The organism is Aeromonas sp. FDAARGOS 1418, assembly GCF_019048585.1.
Classification (GTDB): domain Bacteria; phylum Pseudomonadota; class Gammaproteobacteria; order Enterobacterales; family Aeromonadaceae; genus Aeromonas; species Aeromonas caviae.
This window is the reverse complement of record NZ_CP077387.1, coordinates 2,563,098-2,584,359: the sequence shown is the minus strand read 5'-3', so window position 1 is coordinate 2,584,359 and position 21,262 is coordinate 2,563,098. Positions and strand designations below refer to the sequence as shown.

Genomic DNA, 21,262 nt, shown 5'->3' with positions numbered 1-21,262 from the left:
CAAGATAGAGATGATAATCATTTTCATTTAATTTTCCGGGGGCTAATATATCACTCCATCTTCCGCCGCAGTTTTGCGGTGTGGTCATTTCACTCTTCGACATGGTCAAATTGCACATGACTGACACAGTGGCAAGGGATACCAGCGCACGCCAGCGAGGCCGTTTCACCGGCAGGGTGGAGAACCTGGTGATCCAGGAGGGTCTTCGCTTTCACAACAAGGACATCGTTCACAAGGCAGACTTCGCCACCGAGCGGGAGTTGCCGCCGCAGTTGATCATCGCCATTCCCCTCGAGAGCCGGGCCCTGATGACCTATGGCGCCACTCACAGGCTCAAGGGGTGCCGCTTCCACGAGTCCGACCCCATAGTGGCAACCGCCATCCTCTATACCGAGCCCGACATCGTGCAGGGGGTGGCCAAAGCCCAGGTGCGCAGCCGCAGCATCGTCCTCTCCCTGGACCACACCTGGCTCGCCCACAACCTGGTACAGGCGCATCGCAAGGCTTTCGCACAGACCTTCAGCCGCCATCTGAGCCGCGTCGACTGGACCCTGCCCGCGGCCCTTGGACAGATTGCGGAAGCGCTCAATCTCACCAGCAGCCAGAACGCCTCCGAGATGCTGATGCGCAAGGCCTTTGCCCTCAGTGTCTGGGAGAGCCTGATGACCAACCTCCAGCAAGCCGCCTCCCCCTGTTGCCAGCGCCAGAACGAGCAACCGACACGCCTCAAGATGCTGCTCAGGGATGAAAAAGTGGACGAGATGACCTTGACCGAGATCGCGGCCACCCTCGGCATGAGCGTCTCCACCTTGCAGCGAGCCGCAAAAAAAGAGCTGGGCATGAGCCTGCAGCGCTACCTTCGCCAGCGAAAGCTGCAAGAAGCGCGGGCCAGGCTGGAGGCGCGCAGCCTCTCTCTGCAAGGGGCCGCCGCCCACGCCGGCTATGACCATGTGGCCAATTTCATCACGGCGTTTAGAAAGCAGTTCGGCTTCTCTCCGACGCGGATCGCCAGACAGGGTAAAGAGCAGGAGCTGGCGCCCTCTGCAATGCCTTGAGCCTCCTTGTTCATGCGCAATACATCTTTGCTCTGGGATAGTAGGCTCTACGCAGGTGGGGTGACGCTTGAAATCAGCGCTCGTCATCCACACATTCAGTGCATACAATGCGTTAACGAAGCACATTTGGTCGCTTCACCCCGGAAATCAAGAGGACATCAAGATGGATACCCGTTCTATCTACACTGGCACCCAGGGTGCCGTGCGCGACACCAACAAGGTGCTGCGCAACACCTACATGCTGCTCTCCCTCACTCTTGGCTTCTCAGCCGTGGTAGCCGGGGTAGCGACCGTCATGAACATGCCGCCCCTGCACTGGGCCGTGTTCCTCATCGGTGTCTACGGTCTGATGTTCCTGACCGAGAAGAACCGTGACAACAGCATGGGGCTGGTGTTCACCTTCGCTCTGACCGGCCTGCTGGGCTATAGCCTCGGCCCCATCATCAACATGTACATGAACAATGGCGGCGGCGAGATCGTGATGACGGCGCTGGGCGGTACTGCGCTCACCTTCTTCGGCCTGTCTGCCTATGCCCTGACCACCAAGCGGGACCTCTCCTTCCTCGGCGGCATGCTGTTCGTCGGGTTCTGGGTACTGCTGGTTGCCATGGTCGCCAACATCTTCCTGCAGATGAGCGCCCTGAGCCTGGCCCTGTCCGCCATGTTCATGCTCTTCTCCTCCGGCGCCATCCTGCTGACCACCCAGCAGATCGTGCGCGGCGGCGAGACCAACTACATCTCTGCCACCGTCACCCTGTATGTCTCCATCTACAACATCTTCCTGAGCCTGCTGAGCCTGCTTGGCGGCAACCGCAACTGATGGATGCTTGATATGCACAAGACCCCGCTTCGGCGGGGTTTTTATTGGCGCCCATTTCTGTCAGGATAAGTTGCAAATCAAGGATATGAAGCGAAGTGGCCCTGATCCAAATCAGGGCCGTTTCGTTATCGACAGGTTATGCTGTCGCTTTCGTTTCGCTCAAGGGTTGCCTTCATCCCATGCCCATGGACTTCTCAGGTTTATTGCGCCGTCTGCTGACCGACAGCCACATCGATTTCACCTCGTTCAAGGGTGGTGCCTAGCATGCCGATGGATTTCTCCGGCCTGCTGCGCCGGCTGCTGACAGACAGCCACATCTATTTCGCCCTCAAGGTCCTGCTCGCCATCGCGGGGCTGCTCGCCTTCGCGCTAGCAACCGGTGACATCCAGCTCACCGTGCTGCTCTCCCTCGGGGTGGTGGCCGGCGCCATCGCCGAGACCGACGACAGCCTCTGGGGCCGGGTCAAGAACCTCGCCATGACCCTGCTCTGCTTCCTGTTCGCCTCATTGTGCGTGCAGTATCTCTTCCCCACACCCTGGCTCTTTGCCATCGGGCTCGCGGGCTCCACCTTCCTCTTCGTGATGGTGGGCGCCCTCGGCCAGCGCTACGCCACCATCAGCTTTGGTTCCCTGCTGATTGCCATCTACACCATGCTGGGGGCCGCCAAGGCGCCGGATCTCTTCTATCAGCCGCTGGCCCTGTGCGCCGGGGCCCTCTGGTACGGCCTGGTGTCCCTGGTCTGGCTCTGGCTGCTGCCCTACAAGACCCTGCACGAGCAACTGGCCCAGAGCTACTTCGCCCTCGCCCGCTATTTGCAGGAGAAATCTCGCTTCTTCCCGGCCGACGAACACGGCGCCCAGGCCATCCGCCACAATCTGGCCCAGCTCAACATCAACTTGGTCAATGCCCTGAACCAGGCCAAGACGGCGCTCAATGCCCGTCTTCATGCCCCCGGCCGCCACGGAGTTGCCCCCGAGCTCGCGGGCCTGCTGCGCCTCTACCTGCTTGCCCTGGAGATCCAGGAGCGGGCTACCTCCAGCCACTACCCCTACAGCAAGCTGGAAGCAGAGCTCAAGCAGGGCATCGTCCTCGACGGCTTCCAGGAGGTGCTGTCACAGCTTGCCGACGCCTGTCAGCAGCTTGGCTACGCCATCCTGGTGCACAAGCCCTACACCCACCACAAACGCATTCACTGGACCCTGGAGGCCCTCGGCGATCAGCTGGAGTTCACCCACCTCAAGCAGCACTACCCCAAGACCCTGCTGACACCGATGAAGTTCCTGCGTCGCAACCTGGCCAGCATCAACCAGTTGCTGCAAAGCGCCGAAGAGCTGCAAAACCCCGCAGCCCCCCCCACCAGCCTGCCTCCCCTGGCACGGCCGGTCGCCCTGCCCCTGCTGGCATTGCTCAGGCAGCACCTGACCCCGAACTCCATGGTGTTTCGCCATGCCCTGCGGCTCTCCCTCGGGCTGGTCGTGGGCTATGGCATTCTGCAAGCGTTTCACCTGGACAAGGGGTACTGGATCCTGCTCACCGTATTGTTCGTCTGCCAGCCAAGTTACAGCGCCACCCGCCGTCGTCTGGTGCAGCGGATGCTCGGCACCTTTGCCGGTATCCTCATCGGCGTGCCCGTGCTCTGGTTCTTCCCCGAGCTGCACCTGCAACTGGGGATCATGGGGCTGGCCGCCTTCCTGTTTTTCACCCAGGTGCGCAGCAACTACAGCGCCGCCGTCTGCTTCATCACCCTCTACGTGCTGATGGCGTTCAACCTGCTGGATGGCATCGGCTTCGCCATCCTGGGACCCCGCCTGCTCGATACCCTGCTCGGCTGCCTGCTCTCCTACGCCCTGGTGGCCTGGCTCTGGCCCGACTGGCAATACAAGCGGTTGCCGACCCTTATCGCCAACTCCCTGTCCGCCAATGCGAAGTACCTCTCGGCGGTACTCGCCAGCCTGCATCGCCAACGGGATGAATCCCTGGACTACCGGGTGGCCCGCAAGTGTGCCCACCTCGCCGACAGCGAGCTGGCCATGGCCTGGCAGAGCATGCTGGTGGAGCCGAGTAAGCGCCGCCGCTTCCTGGATCTCTGCTTTACCCTCACCTGGCGCAACCATGCCCTGCTCTCCTATATCTCGGCGCTCGGGGCCCATCGCGACAAACTCGAGCCCATCGAGGGGCTGGAGGAGATAAGCCGCCACATCAGCCAGACCCTGGAGCAGGCCGCCGATCACCTGGCGGGGCAGATGCCGACGCCACTCACGGGAGCCTGTCCGGCCATCGCTCCGGAGAGCAGCGAGGAGCAGCTGATGCTGAGCCAGCAGCTCTCCCTCATCAGCCAGTTGGCAGACGAGCTGTTGGTGCTGGCCAACGACGGCCAGTTGCTGACAGGTCAGGGGCGAACCTAGCCGGACATAGCCGCCGGGCCAGTCCCACCCGAGGCAGGCGCCAAGCGCCGCCCCGGTTGCCGGACGGGACGCAAGGCGCTACCATGCCCGCCCCATTGAGATAGCCTTTTCGAGGAAGCGTCATGTCCGAGCCACACCATTTGCAGTTCAACGGCCAACTCATCGAGACCGATGCCCAGGGCTATCTGCGCCACAGCGAGCAATGGAGCGAGGCGCTGGCCCTGGTGCTGGCCGAGAAAGAGGGGATAGTGCTGGAGGATCCCCACTGGGAAGTGGTGCGTTTCGTGCGGGCCTTCTATCTGGAGTTCAACACCTCCCCCGCCATCCGCGCCCTGGTCAAGGCGATGGAAAAGCAGTACGGCCCGGAGAAGGGCAACAGCCGCTACCTCTACAAGTTATTCCCGGAAGGCCCCGCCAAGCAGGCCACCAAGATCGCAGGCCTCCCCAAGCCGGTGAAGTGCATCTAGTCCTCCTCGGCAGCCCGATAGCCACACTGCCTCCCCCGTGTTGGACACAAAAAAAGACCGCGCCCATGTTGCCATGAGGCGCGGTCTTTTCATTTCATCGTCCTGTCAGGGGTTGTATGCCACCACGGAGCCGCTCAAGCCCGTCATCTGGCTGATCCGGCTCTGCATGCCCTGCAACTTGGCCTTGGAGACATCCGGCCCGATGAAGACCCGGTTGATCTGCCCCTGCACCGGGGTTCTCGGCGACGTCTGGGCCGAGTAGCCCGCCGCCCTCAGCTTGCTCACCAGGGCATTGACGCTGTCTGCATTCTTGAAGGCGCCAAGCTGCAGGATCCAGCTCCCCTGAGCCGGGGCTGCTGCCGCCGGTGCCGTAGTCGGCTGGGCCATCTTGCTCGCGATGAGATCATCCATGGTCTTGATCTGGCCCGCCTGTGGCTTGGCCTCCACCGGTTTTTGCACCTCTACCGGCTTGGTTGGCACCGGCTTGGGTTTGGGCTGCTCCACCGGTTTCTTGGCGATCACTTCCGGCTTGGGCTCGGGTTTGGGCTGGGGCTTGGGTTGCGCCACGGCCTGTACCGGCTGCTGCTGGGTGATGGGAGCCTGACTGGCTCCCGCTGGATTGGCTCCCCCCTGATTGGCCAGGGTCACGGTATCGCCAATCTCCTCTACCTGCCACTGGGTCGCGGCAGAGGCCTGCTGCTGACTCGCCAGATGCTCGGCCGGCAGGGTGCTCGCCGCCGAGACCTGAAGCGCAGGCTTGGCGGGCTCCAGCTCCGGACGCAGGGGGATCTTGGCGAAGGCCTCGTCCTTCTGCTCCAGCTTGTTGCCGTCCATCAGGTCCGGCAGAAAGATGACCACCAGGGCGACCAGGATGACGGTCCCCACCAATCTGTTTTGAAACTTCGAAGCCAAGTTAATTTCCACCCATGTTACTTAGGATCCATTGCAATCTTGCACACTTCGCAAAGAACGCCTCCCCTCACGCCGGCTGGCGAAGCCGGGTCCCTCGCCACCCACTTGGCCTGAAAGGGGATTATCCAGTGCAAAACCCGGCCCGTCGTCACGTTGACGGAGCCAGGGGAGCGAACGGCTCAGACCGAGCCCAGAGCCAGCACGTCGGCGACAGTGTAAAACGAGCCGAACACAATGACCATATCGTCAGGACTCGATGCGGCCAAGGCGGCGCCGTAGGCATCCCCCACGCTGGCAAAGGTGAGCGCCGCGCCCCGGCCGCTGCCAAGGGCCGTCGCCAACTGGTCGGCCGTGGCCGCGCGCGGGCCGTGGAGGCTTGCCAGGAACCACTCGTCAATCAGACCGTCAAGCTCGGCCAGCGACCCCGCCATGTCCTTGTCCTTGAGCATGCCAACCACGGCGCGGCGCTTGCCCTTGCCGGGGCGCTGACGCAGCTGGCTGGCGAGATAGGCCGCAGAGTGGGGATTGTGGGCCACGTCGACGATGACCAGCGGCGAGGTTTGCAACTGCTGCATCCGGCCAGCCAGGCGGGCATTGGCCAGGCCGTCGCGGATGGCGGACTCCGCCAATGGCAGACCGAGGGACTCCAGGGCCGCCAGCACGGTGACCGCATTCATCAGCGGCAGGGCCGGTTTGGGCAATCCCGACCAGTGGTGCAGGCCGTGATAATCCCAGTCACCTTCATGCTCGTCACCACGAAAATCGATGCCGACCTGACGCAGGCAGGCGCCGAGGCGCGCCGCTTCGCTGGCGATGGTCGACGGCGGATTGGGCTCCCCGCTGATGGCGGGTTTACCTTTGCGATAGACGCCGGCTTTCTCCATCGCCACCGCCTCCCGGGTATCCCCGAGCCAGTCGCAGTGATCCAGGGCAATGGAGGTGATCAGGGCGACGTCGGACTCCACCACATTGGTGGCATCGAGCCGCCCCCCCAGCCCCACTTCCAGCAAGAGCACATCGGGCGCGGCGCGTCGAAACAGCCACAGACCTGCCAGGGTGGCGAACTCGAAGAAGGTAAGGGCGATGTCGCCCCGGGCGGCTTCCACCTCGGCAAAGGCCGCGCAGTGATCGCCATCAGCCAGCTCCTGGCCATTGACGCGCACCCGCTCGGTAAAGCGCAGCAGATGGGGGGAGGAGTAGACACCGACCCGGTAGCCAGCGGCCATCAGGATGCTGGCCGCCATGGCGCAAGAAGAGCCCTTGCCGTTGGTGCCCGCCACCGTGATCACCTTGAACGGCAGTTCGGTGAGGCCCATTCGGCGGGCAACCGTGCCGACCCGCTCCAGCCCCATGTCGATGTTGGCCGGGTGGATCTGCTCCAAATAAGAAAGCCAGTCGACCAGCGACCGGCTTTGGGATTGTTGCATGTGTGAACTCATCTTCAGTCTTCGATGACCTGAGTGTTCATCAGCTTGGCCAGCAGACCGGCCAGACGGTTGCGCATTTCGCGCCTGTCGATGATGAGATCGATGGCGCCCTTCTCCAGCAGGAACTCGGAGCGCTGGAAGCCTTCCGGCAGTTTCTCGCGCACGGTCTGCTCGATGACGCGGGGGCCGGCAAAGCCGATCAGCGCCTTGGGTTCGCCTACGTTGATGTCACCCAGCATGGCCAGACTCGCGGAGACGCCACCCATGGTGGGGTCGGTCAGCACGGAGATGAAGGGCAGGCCCGCCTTGGTGAGGCGATCTAGGGCCGCACTGGTCTTGGCCATCTGCATCAGGGAGAACAGGGCTTCCTGCATCCGCGCACCACCGGAGGTGGAGAAGCAGACCAGGCCGCGGCCCTCCTTGATGCTCTCCTCGACGGCGCGCACGAAGCGGGCACCGACCACGGAGGACATGGAGCCCCCGATGAAGGAGAACTCGAATGAACAGGCGACGACCGGTACCCCCTTGAGGGTGCCCTTCATCACCACCAGCGCATCCTTCTCGCCCGTCTCTTTCTGGGCGGCAGACAAACGATCCTTGTAGCGCTTGGAATCCTTGAATTTCAGGATGTCTTGCGGCTCCAGCTCGGCCGCGACTTCGCTGCGTCCCTCGGCGTCGAGGAAGCTCTCGAGACGGGCACGTGCGCTGATGCGCATATGATGGTCACACTTGGGGCACACTTCGAGATTGCGCTCCAGCTCTGCCCGGTAGAGCACCTGTTCGCAAGCAGTACACTTGGTCCACACCCCTTCCGGAATGTTGTGACGACGCGGTGTGGTGATCTTGCTCTTGGGAAGGATCTTCTCAAGCCAGCTCATGGAATTCCTTAATGCATTTGTGCCTGACAAAACACATCGAGCCTTGATTGTTCAATGACTTAACGGCTCGATGGCAATAAACGACGGATCATTAAACCACAAATTTTCGGGCCCAGTTACTAAAAACTGGTCGTACCCGGTGCCGAGTCCGGCAGCCACAGCGGGCCGAGGGGCGGCCGGGGCAACCCGAATTCGGCCGGGTAATCCACATCCACCAGATAGAGGCCGCCCGCCTTGGCGGTCGGGCCCGCCAGGTTGCGATCCTTCGCCGCCAGCACCTCGGCAATCCACTCCACCGGTTGAAGCCCCTGCCCCACCAGCAGCAGGGAGCCGGTGATGTTGCGCACCATGTGATGCAGGAAGGCGTTGGCCTTGATGTCGAGCACGATGTAGGGGCCGGAACGGCTGACACACAGGTGGGTCACATTGCGCCAGGGGGTGTTGGACTGACAGGCGACGGCCCGGAAGGTGCTGAAGTCATGCTCCCCCAGCAGGCTCTGGCCCGCCTGGTGCATCAGCGTCGCATCGATGGCTTCGTGGTAGTGGCTGACGCCTTGGCTCAGGATCGCCGGGCGGTAGTTGTGGTTGTAGATGACGTAACGGTAGCGGCGGGCGGTGGCGCTGAAGCGGGCATGGAAATGCTCGTCCACTTCCCTGACCCAGCGCACGGCGATGTCAGGGGGCAGGTTGGAGTTGAGCCCCAGGGTCCAGGCGCCTTCTGCGCGGTTCGACTCGGTATCGAAGTGGATCACCTGGCCGGTGGCATGCACCCCCGCATCGGTGCGACCGGCACACTGGATGGAGACGGGGTGGTTGGCGATGCGGCTGAGGGCTTTTTCCAGCTCCTCCTGAACGCTGATCACTTCGCGCTGGCGCTGCCAGCCGAAGTACCGGCTGCCGTCATATTCAATACCAAGGGCAATTCGCATGGGTAACGGTGTCTTCTGATGAAAGGATGCAGTGAAAGAAACGGGGCGGATTATACGCGCTCGGGCTCAAAAGTCCCAGACCGGGCGAGGCCGCGGTGCGGGGCCCCCAAAGAGAGAGGGCAGCCCGCGGGCTGCCCTCTCTGGTGCATGGATGACAAGGGCCTGCCTAGCCCAGGCGCTTGAGCAGCTTCTGCGCCTCACTGCGCTGGTGCTCGCTGCCCTGGGCCACCGCCTCTTCCAGCAGCTCACGGGCGCTCTCCTTGTCGTCGATCTCGAGGTAGGCCCGGGCCAGATCCAGCTTGGCCCCCACCCCGCCGTCATCGGCATCCACATCAAAGCCGTTGGACTCCGGCAGCACCTCGGGGAAACCGTCCAGCCCCACATCCAGGGAGAAGCCCTGATAGGGTTCCTGCTCCGTGCTGCTGGCATCGGCATCGGCCAGCAGCTTGTCGATTTCAACGAAGTCGCTGTCTTGCACCTGTTCGCGGGGTTTCACCTCCCCCTGATGGGACTCCACCTCGGCGAAGGCATCCTCGAAGTCCGCCAGGGCCAGCTCGCTGGGATCCCACTCGGACGCCGTCGGCTTGGTAGGCTCCAGCCCGAGCTCGGCCAGCATGTCGTCCACATCGTCCTTGCCAAACCCCGTCTCGTCGATGTGCGGCGCCTTGGTGGCAAGCTCATCGTCGGTCGGCTCGCCAAACCCGGTCTCTAGATCGCTCAGATCGAAGTTGGCCAGTGTCTCGTCACGCTGGCTGCGGCTCTCCTCCTGGGCCTGGGCCAGATCCGCTTCCAGATCCGCGTCCAGCTCGGCAAACAGAGCGGCCTGCAGCTCCTCCTCGGTCATGATCTCGTCATGACCACGAGCAGAGGAGGTGGGCTCGTCGGAGAGATCGAGTTCCGGCACCACGGGCAGATCGAAGTCCCCCTCGTGGGCCAGATCCAGCTCGGGCACCAGATCCGGATCCCGGTTCGCCGTCGTCACCGCAGGCTCCACATCAAAAGCGGAGAGCGCCGTCTCGTCATCCCGGAAGATGATATCGGCGGCAGCACTGGCGCCATCTTGCTTCCTGCTCACTTCCGGCTCGTTGAGATCCGGCATGCCATGGAGGGGCTCGTCATCCGCGATGCCCACCGTCATCAACTGATCAAACTCGCTGTTCTCGTCTCCCATGACCATGGAGGTCGACTCGGAGAGGCTCTTCTCCTGCTCTTCCAGCTCGCGGCGGGCACGAGCACGCAGCCAGAGCGTGACCAGGGCAAGCACCAGGAGCACCGGCAGCAGGATGATCATGGCGAGATTGAGCGGCGAAGAGAGCAGCTCCATCAGCCAGCTCTGTTTGGGCACCGGCGCCACCACGGGAGGCGTCGGATTGGCCTTGAGTTCCGCCACCTCTTTTTGCAGGGCGGTCTGATCCTGCAACTGGGCCTTGAGGGTTTCCACCTCTTCGGTCAGGGCTTGCAGACGCAGCTTGAGCCTGTGGTTCATCTCGGTGACCTGGCCGAGCTGGGCGTTGGCATCCTCCAGGGCCAGCGCCATCTCGGTGGAGGGTTTGCCCACCGCAGTGGCGGGCAGGGGCGCCGGCGCCGTGCTGACGGCGCTGCTCGCAGCAGCGCTCACCACCACGGGAGTGGAGACGACCGCTTTGGTGGTCTCCTTCACCTCGGGGGCAGGAGCCGTCGCCTTGGGTGCCGCCGGGATCGGCGCCGCCTTGGGCGGTGTGCTCTTGGCCACCACAGTCGGCTTGGCCGGAGCAGGCTTGCTCGCCACCGGCTGGGCGACGTGGGATTGCTTGTTGGCCAGGTATTTGGGGCTCAGCCCCTTCCAGCTCGCGTTGTCGCTGTTGAAGCGACGGCGTGCTTCGGCATCCGTGATGCGCCCCGCCTCTGCGGCGGTGGGCAGCAGGATGTGGGAACCCACCAGAATATGGTTGATGTTGCCGTCTGCGAAGCTTCGGGGGTTCTTGTCATAGATGGCCACCATGGTCTGGTAGACACTTACCCGGTTGGACGGGCGATGCTTGCTCGCCAGACTCCAGAGGGTGTCGGTGGGACGCACGGGACCATAACTGCCAGCCGACGCAGCAGGCACCTGACGCACGATGGGCTGGGCTCTGGGCAGGGTGACGGGCGCCACGGGCTGGGCCCGGGGCTCTGGTTGCACCGCGGGGGGCGGTGAGCCATCCGGTCCCTTGAGTTCGACAAAGAAGGGTTCTCGCGCCCCCTCTTCGGCCTGAACCGTGCCCAGAAGCCCCAATGCGAGTAGCGTTGCCAGCGTTATGCGGGAATGTCCCATATTCGTTCCTTCGTATGACGGCCCTATCACATTGAAAAATCTGGATAGTTACCCCAAAACAATCGGCTCAATATAAATCAGGCGCCGGTCTCAAGCCAGCGATCCGACATATTTCGCGCCCGGCGGCGACCAGAAAGCAGCCCCAGACGCGAACCAGAGTGTAGAAAAAAACCTAGTCCACTGATATCACACGGTATTCCAAAAACCGGAGAGTGGGTTCCCGGTCACATACCGGGGCCAGGGCGCCCACATCAAGGCGGGGTTCCCTCCCCGCCCGGGGCCGACATCCGGCCTCAGAGGTAATCGCGTACCAGCAGTTCGGCAATCTGCACGCTGTTGGTCGCCGCGCCCTTACGAACGTTATCGGCCACGATCCACATATTGATACCACTCGGATGAGAAATATCCTGGCGTACCCGCCCGACCATCACGTCATCCTGACCGGTGGCATCGCGCACCGGGGTCGGGTAGTCCCCTTCATCATCAAACAGGGTGACGCCCGGGGCATTGCGCAACAGCTCCTTGACCTGCTCGGCGTCCAGCGGCTGGTGCAGCTCCACATGGACCGCCTCGGCGTGACCGTAGAAGACCGGTACCCGCACGCAGGTAGGGTTCACGGCGATGCTGGCATCCCCCAGGATCTTCTGGGTCTCCCACACCATCTTCATCTCTTCCCGGGTGTAGCCGTTGTCAGTGAAGGCATCGATCTGCGGGATCAGGTTGAAGGCGATCTGCTGCGGATAGAGGGTCGGCTCCACCGGGCGGCCGTTGAGCAGGTGGGCGGTCTGGCCCGCCAGCTCGCTCACCCCTTCCTTGCCGGAACCGGAGACGGACTGGTAGGTCGCCACGTTGATGCGGCTGATGCCCACCTCGTCGTGCAGGGGCTTGAGGGCCACCAGCATCTGGATGGTGGAGCAGTTGGGGTTGGCGATGATGTTGCGGTTGCGAAAATCGGCCAGCGCGTCCGGGTTCACTTCCGGAATGACCAGGGGAATGTCCTCGTCGTAGCGGAAGCAGGAGGTGTTGTCGATGACGATGCAGCCGTGCTCGGCGGCGATGGGCGCCCATTTGGCCGAGACCTCGGCACCGGCGGAGAAGAGTGCAATCTCCACCTGGCTCCAGTCAAAGGCCTCCACATCAAGGATGTCGACGTTCTTGCCGCCAAAACGCACCGTGTCCCCAGCGCTGCGACTGGAGGCGAGCGGATAGAGGGTCGCTACCGGGAAGGCGCGCTCCTCCAGGATCTCGATCATGGCCTGACCCACGGCGCCGCTGGCACCCAATACCGCTACGTTGAATTGCTGACTCACTGATCTGTTCTCCTGTGATGCGGCCCGTCGGGGCCGGGCATGAGGGCCCCGGCTGGCACGCGTATCGGTTTGATGACAGGCCCGCCATGATGCCGGGCCGGGGGGAAGCGCCGCCTGGGCAAGCCCTTCCCCTTGTTGAAATCGGGTTTATTGCTCCGAGACGGCAAAGCCCAGTCGGGCCAATCTGTCGTCGGCGAAGGGCCCTTTCAGTTGCAGGGCGCCAAGTTCGCGCCGCTCGGGGTAGCGCTTGCGCTGCTCATCGAAGCTGCCGGGCAGCCCGATCCGGTTGCGAAAACGGGCGTCGTCACGGCGCACGTCATAAACAAGGTGGACAAGCTGCTTGATGAGCGCCTGATCCGCCGGCTGCCCCGGCGTCAGCTCGCGCACCTCTGGGGCAGGCAGCAGGGATTGCAGATCCTGGCGCGGGGTGCGCCCCAGTTGCCGGCACAGCGCCTCATAGAGCATCCAGGTGCCACGGGCCTTGCCTTCCAGGCTGTAACCGGCGATGTGCGGGGTGGCCAGCTCGGTATGGGGCACCAGTTCATTGAGGGGCTCCGGCTCTCCTTCCCACACGTCCATCACCAGTCGCAGGGGATGGGGTCCCTGCTGGCGGACAAGCAGGGCACGGTTGTCCCACACCTCGCCGCGGGAGGCGTTGATGAGGATCTGCCCGGCCGGACGCTCGGCGATCTCCTCGGCTCCCAGCAGGTGGAAGGTGGCCTCATCCCCTTCACGAAGATAGGGGACATGGAAGCTGACGATGTCGGCATCCAGGGCGGTGCGGTAATCCACGAAGTCGCCAGCGGCGCCGCTACGGGCCAGGGGCGGGTCGCAGCGCAGCACCTTCATCCCGAGCGCCTCGGCCTTGCCGGCCACGCTCTCGCCGGTGTTGCCGGCACCGATGACGGCGAGGCTCATCTCGCTCAAGGTCAGCTCATGGCGTTCCGCCAGAACCAGCAGGGCGGAGAGCACGTAGTCCCCCACCGACACCTTGTTGCAGCCGGGGGCGCTGAAGAAGGGGATGCCCCGCGCCGCCAGCAGCCCCTGATCGATGTGATCCGTGCCGATGGTGGCCGTACCGACAAACCCCAGCCTGGGGCAACTCGCCAGGAGCGCTTCGTTGACCCGGGTCACGGAGCGCACCAGCAGCACATCCGCCTCTTGCAGATCCGCGGCCCTTATTTCTCGTCCCGGCAGGGGAACCACTTCACCAAATTCCGCAAACAGCTCCACCGCATGGGGCATATTTTCATCAACGACGATCTTCATCGGCACGCATCTCGTCCACAGGGGCCACAGGCGCGCCATTCTAGCCCAAACGCGACGGATTTTCAGAGGCTTGTTGGCAGACCGCTCTGCGGCCATCTTTCCGCCTTCCGGCCTCAGGTGCGGGCACGATGTCCGGCAGCATCATATGTAACAGCCTGTTGCCCTCGCCCCCTTCGCCTTGACCAGAGCAACCTGACTGGCACAATGACGCCTCTTTTTAGCCGCTCGCGCCACCGAACCGGACCCCTTGATGCCGACTCACTCCTCTTCGTTGCCACGCCGCAAGGTGCTTCATTTCAATGCCCTCCTGCTCCTCCCCCTGCTGCTGCTCGTCTGCCTGCCCTGGCAGCCGTTCATGACCCAGGCCCTGCAATCGGGCTGGCTATGGTGGCCCTACGCCCTCACCCGCATGGTGGACTTGCCGGGGCTGGTCTTCACCATCGCCGCCCTGCTGCTGCTCACAAGACACAAGCTGACGCTGGACAGTCGCGCCTTGTTGGCGCTGGCTGGCGCCCTCTTTGCCGTGCTGGCGAGCGACTGGGTCATCAAGAGCCTCATCAAGCTGCTGACCGGGGAGCCCAGGCCCTACCTCATCTGGCTGGAGAGCCAGGAGCTGATCCCCGCCATCCGCCAGTTCTATGGAGGAAGCCAGGCCCTTCGCAGTGAACAGGTCCACGCCGCGACCCAGTTGCTGGCGCTGCCCGCCTGGCTCGGCCAGCACTGGCAGGCAGAGGTCAACTATGCCTTTCCCTCCGGTCACAGCATCGCCGCCATGAGCCTCGCCCAGTTCTTCGGCCTGATCTGGCTGGCCCGGGCACCCGCCGGGGCCTGGCTGCTGCCGCTCTGGGCCATCGGGATCGGCCTCTCGCGCACCCTTATCGGCATGCACTGGCCCCTGGATGTGCTGGCAAGCGCCCTGCTTGGCAGCCTCACCGCCCTCCTGGCCGCCCGCTGGTGGTTGCGCCACTACTGACCTCCAATAAAAAACGGGCACCTGGGTGCCCGTTTTTATCGCTTGTACGCCACTCACCCCTTCTGCTGCCAGCCCTCGGGATACTTGTAGCCGACGAAGCGCTTGGCGGCATAAGCCTTGAATTCAGGGGAGTTGTAGGCGGCCGCCACATCCTTGGCGAACGGCTTGCCCGCATCGGCGCTCTTGACCACCACCCAGTTGATGAAGTCATAGCTGCGCTCGAGGAAGAGGCCGGAGCTGAACGGGATCCCGCTTGAGGCGGCAAAGTTGCCGTTGATGACGGAGAAGTCCACATCCTCACGGGAGCGCGGCAGCTGCGCCGCCTCCAGCAGCACCAGCTTGAGGTTGTGGGGGTTCTTCACCACGTCGAACTCGCTCGCCTTGAGGGGATTGATCCCCTCCTTGAGGCTCAGCCAGCCCAGATCCTGCAACATCAGCAGCGCCCGCGCTTGGTTGGTGGGGTCGTTCGGGATGGCGACCGTGCTTCCCTCTTTCACCGCCTTCAGATCCCCCAGCTTGCCGGCGTAGAGCCCCATGGGGCCGGTCGGCACCTGGGTGATGGGCGCCAGAGAGAGACCCCGGTCTTTGGCGAAGCTCTCCAGATAGGGCTTGTGCTGGAAGCAGTTGACGTCAAGCGACCCGTCCGCCAGAGCGATGTTGGGGGTCACGTAATCGGTGAACTCCACCAGTTTGACCTTGTAGCCCTTGGCTTCGAGCTGCGGCTTGATAGAGTCGGTCACCATGTCGGCAAAGTCGCCAACCGTGGTGCCGATGACGATCTCTTTCTTCGCCTCATCGATGGCAAAGGCGGACAGCGGCAGGCTGCTGGCGAGCAACGCCAGGGCGGAAAGGGTGAAGAAGGAACGACGTTGCATAAAAACTCCCTGTCAACATGATCATCAAAACGGTGAGCGGTCGGGGGCGCGAACAAGCAGTCAGCGCACAACCATCTAGCCATCCAAACGGCTAATTGAGCACACCATAACAGAGCTCGTAGCCTTCGCCAAGCAACAAAACCGGGCAAGCTTGGCCAGCGCGGAGCAAAGCGCATCCCGCAACTGGATGAAAAATCTTTGACAGAGCGCGCAGTTATGCGCCTTGCCCTCTCCCTGCCTGGCGTCAAACTAACTTATTGTGGTCATTCGATACCCATTTCAACGGTTCCCATGAGGGCCTGATGGGCTGCTCTACACCCAGGCCACACAAGGAGTCACCGTGTTCGATCATGTTGAAATCAAGGTGGTGCGTTTTGACTCCTGTCAGCACTTCTACGCCACCGTACTGGCTCCTCTTTTGATAGAACTCAAATGGTCTGATGAGACGGCGGCCGGTTTTGGCCTGATGGGCCGCGATCACGTGGGCTTCCTGATTGAGCGGGGGCAGCAGGGCGCCTCCTGCCATCTCGCATTCAGGGCCGACGACGCGACCCAGGTGGATGCGTTCCATCACGCGGGGATCAAGGCAGGTTTTGCCTGCAATGGGCTGCCGGGGCTGCGTCCCCACTATGCCCCCAATTACTACGCCACCTTCCTGCGCGATCCCGATGGCAACAACATCGAGGCGATGACCTACCTTGAATGCCCAGGCACGGCAAGCGAGTGAAGCAGCGCCACTGAGTCAGCCAACGAAAGACTTCAGGCGAGGCAGTCCGCCACAGACAAGGAGACATTCATGCTTGAGCAAAACACCACTGGCCTGCTGGTGGTCGATATCCAGGGCAAACTGGCCCGTCTGGTCGAGGAGAGCGACACCCTGATTGCCAATACCGCCAGGCTGGTGCAAGGGGCCCGGGCGCTGGGCCTGCCGGTGCTCTGGCTGGAGCAGAACCCGGACAAGCTCGGTGCCACCGTGCCCGAATTGCAATCGCTGCAGGCAGGCGATCTTGTGCTGCCCAAATACAGCTTCGGCGCCCTGGGGGAGCCCACTGTGGCGACCGCCCTGGCCGAGAGCGGGGTCGAGCATTGGCTGGTATGTGGCATCGAGACCCATATCTGCGTCTACCAGAGCGTGCAGGGGCTTCTCGCCAAGGGCGCCCGGGTCTCGCTGGTGGTGGATGCGGTGTCGTCCCGCACCCTTGCCAACCGAGATCTCGCCATCACTCAGCTGGCGGCCAGGGGAGCTGCGCTGACGTCGGTGGAGATGTGTCTCTTTGATCTGATGGGAGATTGCCGCCATCCGGCATTTCGCCAGATCCTCTCCCTGGTGAAATGACCGCCATGATGGACAATATGGCGCCCTTTCTGTTCGCCCCTATCGCCTTACGGCTCTCATGGTGACGGTGACGGGGATGGCCGCCACCCGTCACTATCTGGCCTGGCTCTGGCTGGGGATCATGCTCTTCTTCGGGCGGTGCTGGACGCTGCTGGGGATGCCGCCGCTCCTCGCCGAACCAGCCCCTCTCTGACCATGCCGCCCGGGCGGCTCAGCTCCCCAGACGCTCCTGCAGATAGTCGTATCCTCCCTCCTCCCTTGGCACGAAGCTCAGCCTGTGGGTCAGACCGGGGGGTGCATCATCGGCATGATGGGAAACGAACAACAGCTGGGTTCCCTCGCCAACGAGGCGCGCCACCATCTCCCGCACCAGGTGACGGTTGAGGGGATCCAGTCCCTGCAGGGGTTCGTCCAGGATGAGCAGCGGCGGATGCTTGACCAGGGCACGGGCGATCAGCACCAGTCGCTGCTGACCGAAAGAGAGAGAGTGGAAAGGCTGCACCCCCTGGTCGGCCAGCCCCATCAGGGCCAGCCACGCGTTGGCCAGCGCCAGCTGACGATCTCCCGGCCGGGTATAAAGCCCGATGGAGTCGTAGAAACCGGAGAGGATCACTGTCTGCACCGGGCAGCTGACACGATAGTCCAGATGCAGCGCCGGGCTCACGAGCCCGATGTGACGCTTGATCTCCCAGATGCTCTCGCCGCTGCCCCGCCGCCGTCCGAACAGATGGAGCTCATTGTTGTAACCTTGCGGGTGATCCCCGGTGATGAGGGAGAGCAGGGTCGACTTGCCAGCCCCATTTGGTCCCACCAGTTGCCAGTGCTCCCCCTCGGCAATGATCCAGTCGAGCCCATCGATGATCACCTGATCCCCATAAGCGATACGCATGGCTTTCATGACGACCCGAGGGCCGGGAGGCAAGGGCTCGGGTGTCGTCAGCGGGGGCGGCAAACGGGGGGACGTGGTTTCGGCGCGTGCCAGCTGGGCCACCTCCTGGCTGCCGAGCACCGCCTCGCGCTCCCCCGCCAGCAGCAGACGACACTCGCCGAGCAGGCCGAGGTGAGTGGCAAAGGGCGGGATCTCGTCAAAACGGTTGACGATCACCACCAGGCGCAGCCCCTCTGACACCAGGTCGGCCAGCAACATCATCAAAGAAGCCCTGGCCCCCTGATCCAGGCCATCGAAGGGTTCGTCCAGCACCAGCAGCTCGGGCCGACCCAGCAGGGCGCGAGCCAGCAGCAGCTTGCGCCCCTCCCCGCTCGAGAGGTAGCGATAGGGGCGCTCCCACAGGGATTCGATGCCAAAACGGGCCAGCAGCGCGCGGGCCTCATGCTCCTCGTCCCCCGCCTCTAGCATCAGGGTCGATACCCGATACCCCGCCTCCTCCTCTTCTCCCAGCATGTCGGTATTGCGCCGCTGCCAGTCCAGCTCCCCCAGCTGTTGCTGCGACTCGAACGAGAGTCGCTCGGCCCGGACTCGGCCCGATACCGCTCCGGCACGCACGACCAGCTCGCCGCACAGGACCGACGCCAGCGCCGTCTTGCCGCTGCCGTTGCTGCCGACGAAGGCCCAGCAGGCCTGCGGAGTGAGACAGAGTTCGGGAATAACCAGGGTGTGGTGGCCACGCAGGGCCAGGGTGGCGGATTGCCACTGCAATGAGGTCATGGGATCGTCCTGTGATGGGTGCGGAGCGCCTTGCTCTTTCCCCTTTTAACAGAAAAAGGGGGGCGTAGACAAAAACGGCGCCATTGCGGCGCCGTGTCATCAAAAAGCGGGGACGGGTTTAGCCGGCCTTGTGCTGCTCGGCCAGATAGAGCCAGGTGTCGACCACGGTATCGGGGTTGAGCGACACGGAATCGATCCCCTGCTCGACCAGCCAGGCGGCGAAGTCCGGGTGATCGGACGGCCCCTGGCCGCAGATCCCCACGTACTTGCCCGCCTTGCGGGCGGCGGCGATGGCCATGGCCAGCAGTGCCTTGACCGCTTCGTTGCGCTCGTCGAACAGGTGGGCGATGAGCCCGGAGTCCCGATCCAGCCCCAGGGTCAACTGGGTCATGTCGTTGGAACCGATGGAGAAGCCGTCGAAGTGCTCGAGGAACTTGTCCGCCAGCAGCGCATTGGAGGGCAGTTCGCACATCATGATGACTTTCAGGCCGCGCTCGCCACGGCGCAGGCCGTTCTCGGCCAGTATCTCCACCACCTGCTCCGCCTCACCCAGGGTGCGCACGAAGGGGATCATCACTTCGACGTTGGTCAGCCCCATGACATCCCGCACCCGTTTCATCGCCTCGCACTCGAGGGCGAAGCAGGGGCGGAAGCTGTCGGCGATGTAGCGCGACGCGCCACGGAAACCGATCATGGGGTTCTCTTCATGGGGTTCGTAACCACGGCCCCCCACCAGGTTGGCGTACTCATTGGACTTGAAGTCCGACATCCGCACGATGACCCGCTCAGGCCAGAAGGCGGCCGCCAGGGTGGCGATCCCCTCGCTCAGCTTGGCCACGTAGAACTCCCGTGGGCTCTCGTAGCCCGCGATCATCCTGGTGATGGTGGCCTGGAGTTCCGGGGTCTGCTGATCGAACTCCAGCAGCGCCTTGGGGTGGACCCCGATCATGCGGTTGATGATGAACTCGAGGCGGGCCAGGCCCACGCCGGCATTCGGCAACTGGGCAAAATCGAAGGCGCGGTCCGGATTGCCGACGTTCATCATGATCTTGATGGGCAGGCGCGGCATGTTGCCCACCTCGGTCACCGCCACATCGAAGTCGAGCTCGCCGTCATAGATGAAGCCGGTATCCCCTTCCGCGCAGGAGACGGTGATGAGCTGACCATCCTGGATGTGGTCGGTGGCGTTGCCGCAACCCACCACTGCCGGAATGCCGAGCTCCCGGGCGATGATGGCGGCGTGGCAGGTGCGTCCACCCCGGTTGGTGACGATGGCGGAAGCGCGCTTCATGATGGGCTCCCAATCCGGATCGGTCATGTCGGTGACCAGCACATCGCCAGACTGCACTTCATCCATCTGGCTGATGGAGGAGATGACACGGGCCGGACCCGCGCCAATCTTGTGGCCGATGGCGCGCCCCTCGATCAGCACCTTGCCGGTTTGCTTGAGGGCAAAGCGCTCGAGAGTATTGGCTTCCTGGCGGCTACGCACGGTTTCCGGACGGGCTTGAACGATGTAGAGCTTGCCATCCTGACCATCCTTGGCCCACTCGATGTCCATCGGACGACCGTAATGCTGCTCGATGATGAGGGCCTGCTTTGCCAGGGCCATCACTTCCTCGTCCGTGATGCAGAAGCGGTTGCGCTCGGCATCGGTGGTGTCGACCACCTTCACCTGACGGCCATGACCGGCATCCCCGGAGTAGGTCATCTTGATGAGCTTGGAGCCCAGCGTCTTGCGCACCACGGCGGGGCGCCCGGCCTTGAGGGTCGGCTTGTGCACATAGAACTCGTCCGGGTTGACGGCCCCCTGCACCACCATCTCGCCCAAGCCCTGGGCGCCGGTGATGAAGACCACGTCGTTGAAGCCGGATTCGGTGTCCAGGGTGAACATGACGCCGGAGGCGGCGAGATCCGAGCGCACCATGCGCTGTACCCCGGCGGAGAGAGCGACCCCCTTGTGGTCATAGCCCTGATGGACCCGGTAGGAGATGGCGCGATCGTTGAACAGAGAGGCAAACACATGCTTGATGGCAGTCATGACGGCATCGATGCCGCGCACGTTGAGGAAGGTCTCCTGCTGACCGGCAAACGACGCATCCGGCATGTCTTCCGCAGTGGCGGAGGAGCGCACGGCAAAGGAGGCCTCGAGCCCCGCGCTCAGCTTGTCATAGGCCTCGCGTACCGCCTGCTCCAGAGCGGGCTGGAAGGGCGCTTCCACCACCCAGTCGCGGATCTGCTGACCGGCCCGGTTGAGGGCGGCGATGTCATCCACATCCAGACTGTCGAGCAGATCATGGATCTTGCCGTTGAGGCCGCTTAACTCCAGAAACTCGTTAAACGCAAAGGCCGTGGTCGCAAACCCGCCCGGCACGGACACGCCGGCCCCCGAGAGGTTGCTGATCATCTCGCCAAGGGATGCATTCTTGCCGCCGACGCGTTCAACGTCCTGCATACCGAGCTGTTCGTACCAGAGTACGTACTGTTGCATTTGCATGTCTCCAGGTTGGGGGGCCAGGGTGACAATTCACCTGCTGTGCCAAGTCGTGTGTTTTTGTTAGTGTCTGTTGCCAACGACCATGAAAACGTTTTCTATTTATTGTCAAAAAAATCCCCGAGCAAGAGTTGGGGATGGTCGTTTGACAC

17 protein-coding genes are annotated in these 21,262 nt (G+C 63.2%); 7 read left to right on the top strand and 10 right to left on the bottom strand.

The window, feature by feature from the left end; genetic code table 11:
* The first annotated feature begins 116 nt into the window (after positions 1–116).
* From I6L48_RS12140 to I6L48_RS12125, 4 genes are all read left to right on the top strand, one after another.
* Positions 117–1,055, top strand: a complete 939-nt coding sequence (locus I6L48_RS12140; protein ID WP_225159966.1) for an AraC family transcriptional regulator — start codon at positions 117–119, stop codon at positions 1,053–1,055.
* A gap of 163 nt (positions 1,056–1,218) precedes the next feature.
* Entirely contained in the window at positions 1,219–1,875 is a 657-nt protein-coding gene (locus I6L48_RS12135; protein ID WP_216987272.1) for a Bax inhibitor-1/YccA family protein, read from the top strand.
* Positions 1,876–2,139: 264 nt separating this feature from the next.
* On the top strand, positions 2,140–4,281 hold the full coding sequence (gene yccS, locus I6L48_RS12130) for a YccS family putative transporter (protein ID WP_113070091.1): 2,142 nt from the start codon (positions 2,140–2,142) through the stop codon (positions 4,279–4,281).
* A gap of 122 nt (positions 4,282–4,403) precedes the next feature.
* On the top strand, positions 4,404–4,748 hold the full coding sequence (locus I6L48_RS12125) for a TusE/DsrC/DsvC family sulfur relay protein (RefSeq protein WP_039038798.1): 345 nt from the start codon (positions 4,404–4,406) through the stop codon (positions 4,746–4,748).
* 105 nt (positions 4,749–4,853) lie between these two features.
* Here the strand turns inward: I6L48_RS12125 and dedD are convergent, their stop codons facing one another.
* From dedD to I6L48_RS12090, 7 genes are all read right to left on the bottom strand, one after another.
* Complete coding sequence (gene dedD / locus I6L48_RS12120) at positions 4,854–5,660, bottom strand: cell division protein DedD (RefSeq protein ID WP_069785214.1); 807 nt, start codon at positions 5,658–5,660, stop codon at positions 4,854–4,856.
* A 179-nt stretch (positions 5,661–5,839) separates the two neighbouring features.
* Complete coding sequence (gene folC, locus I6L48_RS12115; protein WP_216987271.1) at positions 5,840–7,099, bottom strand: bifunctional tetrahydrofolate synthase/dihydrofolate synthase; 1,260 nt, start codon at positions 7,097–7,099, stop codon at positions 5,840–5,842.
* A gap of 2 nt (positions 7,100–7,101) precedes the next feature.
* Positions 7,102–7,965: an acetyl-CoA carboxylase, carboxyltransferase subunit beta gene (gene accD, locus I6L48_RS12110; RefSeq protein ID WP_010675139.1), complete on the bottom strand. Its 864-nt coding sequence runs from the start codon at positions 7,963–7,965 to the stop codon at positions 7,102–7,104.
* A gap of 119 nt (positions 7,966–8,084) precedes the next feature.
* Positions 8,085–8,894, bottom strand: a complete 810-nt coding sequence (truA, locus tag I6L48_RS12105; protein ID WP_042880093.1) for a tRNA pseudouridine(38-40) synthase TruA — start codon at positions 8,892–8,894, stop codon at positions 8,085–8,087.
* 166 nt (positions 8,895–9,060) lie between these two features.
* Positions 9,061–11,187 (bottom strand): FimV/HubP family polar landmark protein, encoded by a 2,127-nt coding sequence (locus tag I6L48_RS12100; protein ID WP_113070089.1) that lies wholly within the window; start codon positions 11,185–11,187, stop codon positions 9,061–9,063.
* A gap of 293 nt (positions 11,188–11,480) precedes the next feature.
* Positions 11,481–12,497 (bottom strand): aspartate-semialdehyde dehydrogenase, encoded by a 1,017-nt coding sequence (locus tag I6L48_RS12095; RefSeq protein WP_041214974.1) that lies wholly within the window; start codon positions 12,495–12,497, stop codon positions 11,481–11,483.
* Positions 12,498–12,644: 147 nt separating this feature from the next.
* The gene (locus I6L48_RS12090; protein WP_045524344.1) at positions 12,645–13,766 is read right to left on the bottom strand and encodes a 4-phosphoerythronate dehydrogenase; all 1,122 of its coding nucleotides are present in this window, start codon (positions 13,764–13,766) and stop codon (positions 12,645–12,647) included.
* Between the two features lie 250 nt (positions 13,767–14,016).
* Here I6L48_RS12090 and I6L48_RS12085 point away from each other — a divergent pair, with 250 nt between their 5' ends.
* A complete protein-coding gene (locus I6L48_RS12085) occupies positions 14,017–14,739 on the top strand; it encodes a phosphatase PAP2 family protein (protein ID WP_113070088.1) in 723 nt (240 codons plus the stop codon).
* A gap of 53 nt (positions 14,740–14,792) precedes the next feature.
* Here I6L48_RS12085 and I6L48_RS12080 read toward each other — a convergent pair whose 3' ends face one another.
* A complete protein-coding gene (locus tag I6L48_RS12080; RefSeq protein ID WP_041214971.1) occupies positions 14,793–15,614 on the bottom strand; it encodes a MetQ/NlpA family ABC transporter substrate-binding protein in 822 nt (273 codons plus the stop codon).
* A gap of 340 nt (positions 15,615–15,954) precedes the next feature.
* Here I6L48_RS12080 and I6L48_RS12075 point away from each other — a divergent pair, with 340 nt between their 5' ends.
* Complete coding sequence (locus I6L48_RS12075) at positions 15,955–16,341, top strand: VOC family protein (RefSeq protein ID WP_113070087.1); 387 nt, start codon at positions 15,955–15,957, stop codon at positions 16,339–16,341.
* A 69-nt stretch (positions 16,342–16,410) separates the two neighbouring features.
* The gene (locus tag I6L48_RS12070) at positions 16,411–16,950 is read left to right on the top strand and encodes an isochorismatase family protein (protein WP_113070086.1); all 540 of its coding nucleotides are present in this window, start codon (positions 16,411–16,413) and stop codon (positions 16,948–16,950) included.
* Positions 16,951–17,161: 211 nt separating this feature from the next.
* Here I6L48_RS12070 and modF read toward each other — a convergent pair whose 3' ends face one another.
* Both modF and ppsA read right to left on the bottom strand, forming a co-directional pair.
* On the bottom strand, positions 17,162–18,616 hold the full coding sequence (gene modF / locus I6L48_RS12060) for a molybdate ABC transporter ATP-binding protein ModF (RefSeq protein WP_216987270.1): 1,455 nt from the start codon (positions 18,614–18,616) through the stop codon (positions 17,162–17,164).
* Positions 18,617–18,734: 118 nt separating this feature from the next.
* The gene (gene ppsA, locus I6L48_RS12055) at positions 18,735–21,107 is read right to left on the bottom strand and encodes a phosphoenolpyruvate synthase (protein ID WP_113070084.1); all 2,373 of its coding nucleotides are present in this window, start codon (positions 21,105–21,107) and stop codon (positions 18,735–18,737) included.
* Positions 21,108–21,262 lie beyond the last annotated feature (155 nt).

Bases quoted from the DNA above. Each gene is read 5' to 3' on its own strand.
- I6L48_RS12090 (WP_045524344.1), bottom strand. From the start codon at position 13,766: ATGAAGATCGTCGTTGATGAAAATATGCCCCATGCGGTGGAGCTGTTT.
- I6L48_RS12080 (WP_041214971.1), bottom strand. From the start codon at position 15,614: ATGCAACGTCGTTCCTTCTTCACCCTTTCCGCCCTGGCGTTGCTCGCC.
- I6L48_RS12100 (WP_113070089.1), bottom strand. From the start codon at position 11,187: ATGGGACATTCCCGCATAACGCTGGCAACGCTACTCGCATTGGGGCTT.
- I6L48_RS12135 (WP_216987272.1), top strand. From the start codon at position 1,219: ATGGATACCCGTTCTATCTACACTGGCACCCAGGGTGCCGTGCGCGAC.
- truA (WP_042880093.1), bottom strand. From the start codon at position 8,894: ATGCGAATTGCCCTTGGTATTGAATATGACGGCAGCCGGTACTTCGGC.
- accD (WP_010675139.1), bottom strand. From the start codon at position 7,965: ATGAGCTGGCTTGAGAAGATCCTTCCCAAGAGCAAGATCACCACACCG.
- ppsA (WP_113070084.1), bottom strand. From the start codon at position 21,107: ATGCAACAGTACGTACTCTGGTACGAACAGCTCGGTATGCAGGACGTT.
- yccS (WP_113070091.1), top strand. From the start codon at position 2,140: ATGCCGATGGATTTCTCCGGCCTGCTGCGCCGGCTGCTGACAGACAGC.
- folC (WP_216987271.1), bottom strand. From the start codon at position 7,099: ATGAGTTCACACATGCAACAATCCCAAAGCCGGTCGCTGGTCGACTGG.
- I6L48_RS12085 (WP_113070088.1), top strand. From the start codon at position 14,017: ATGCCGACTCACTCCTCTTCGTTGCCACGCCGCAAGGTGCTTCATTTC.
- I6L48_RS12070 (WP_113070086.1), top strand. From the start codon at position 16,411: ATGCTTGAGCAAAACACCACTGGCCTGCTGGTGGTCGATATCCAGGGC.
- I6L48_RS12125 (WP_039038798.1), top strand. From the start codon at position 4,404: ATGTCCGAGCCACACCATTTGCAGTTCAACGGCCAACTCATCGAGACC.
- modF (WP_216987270.1), bottom strand. From the start codon at position 18,616: ATGACCTCATTGCAGTGGCAATCCGCCACCCTGGCCCTGCGTGGCCAC.
- I6L48_RS12140 (WP_225159966.1), top strand. From the start codon at position 117: ATGACTGACACAGTGGCAAGGGATACCAGCGCACGCCAGCGAGGCCGT.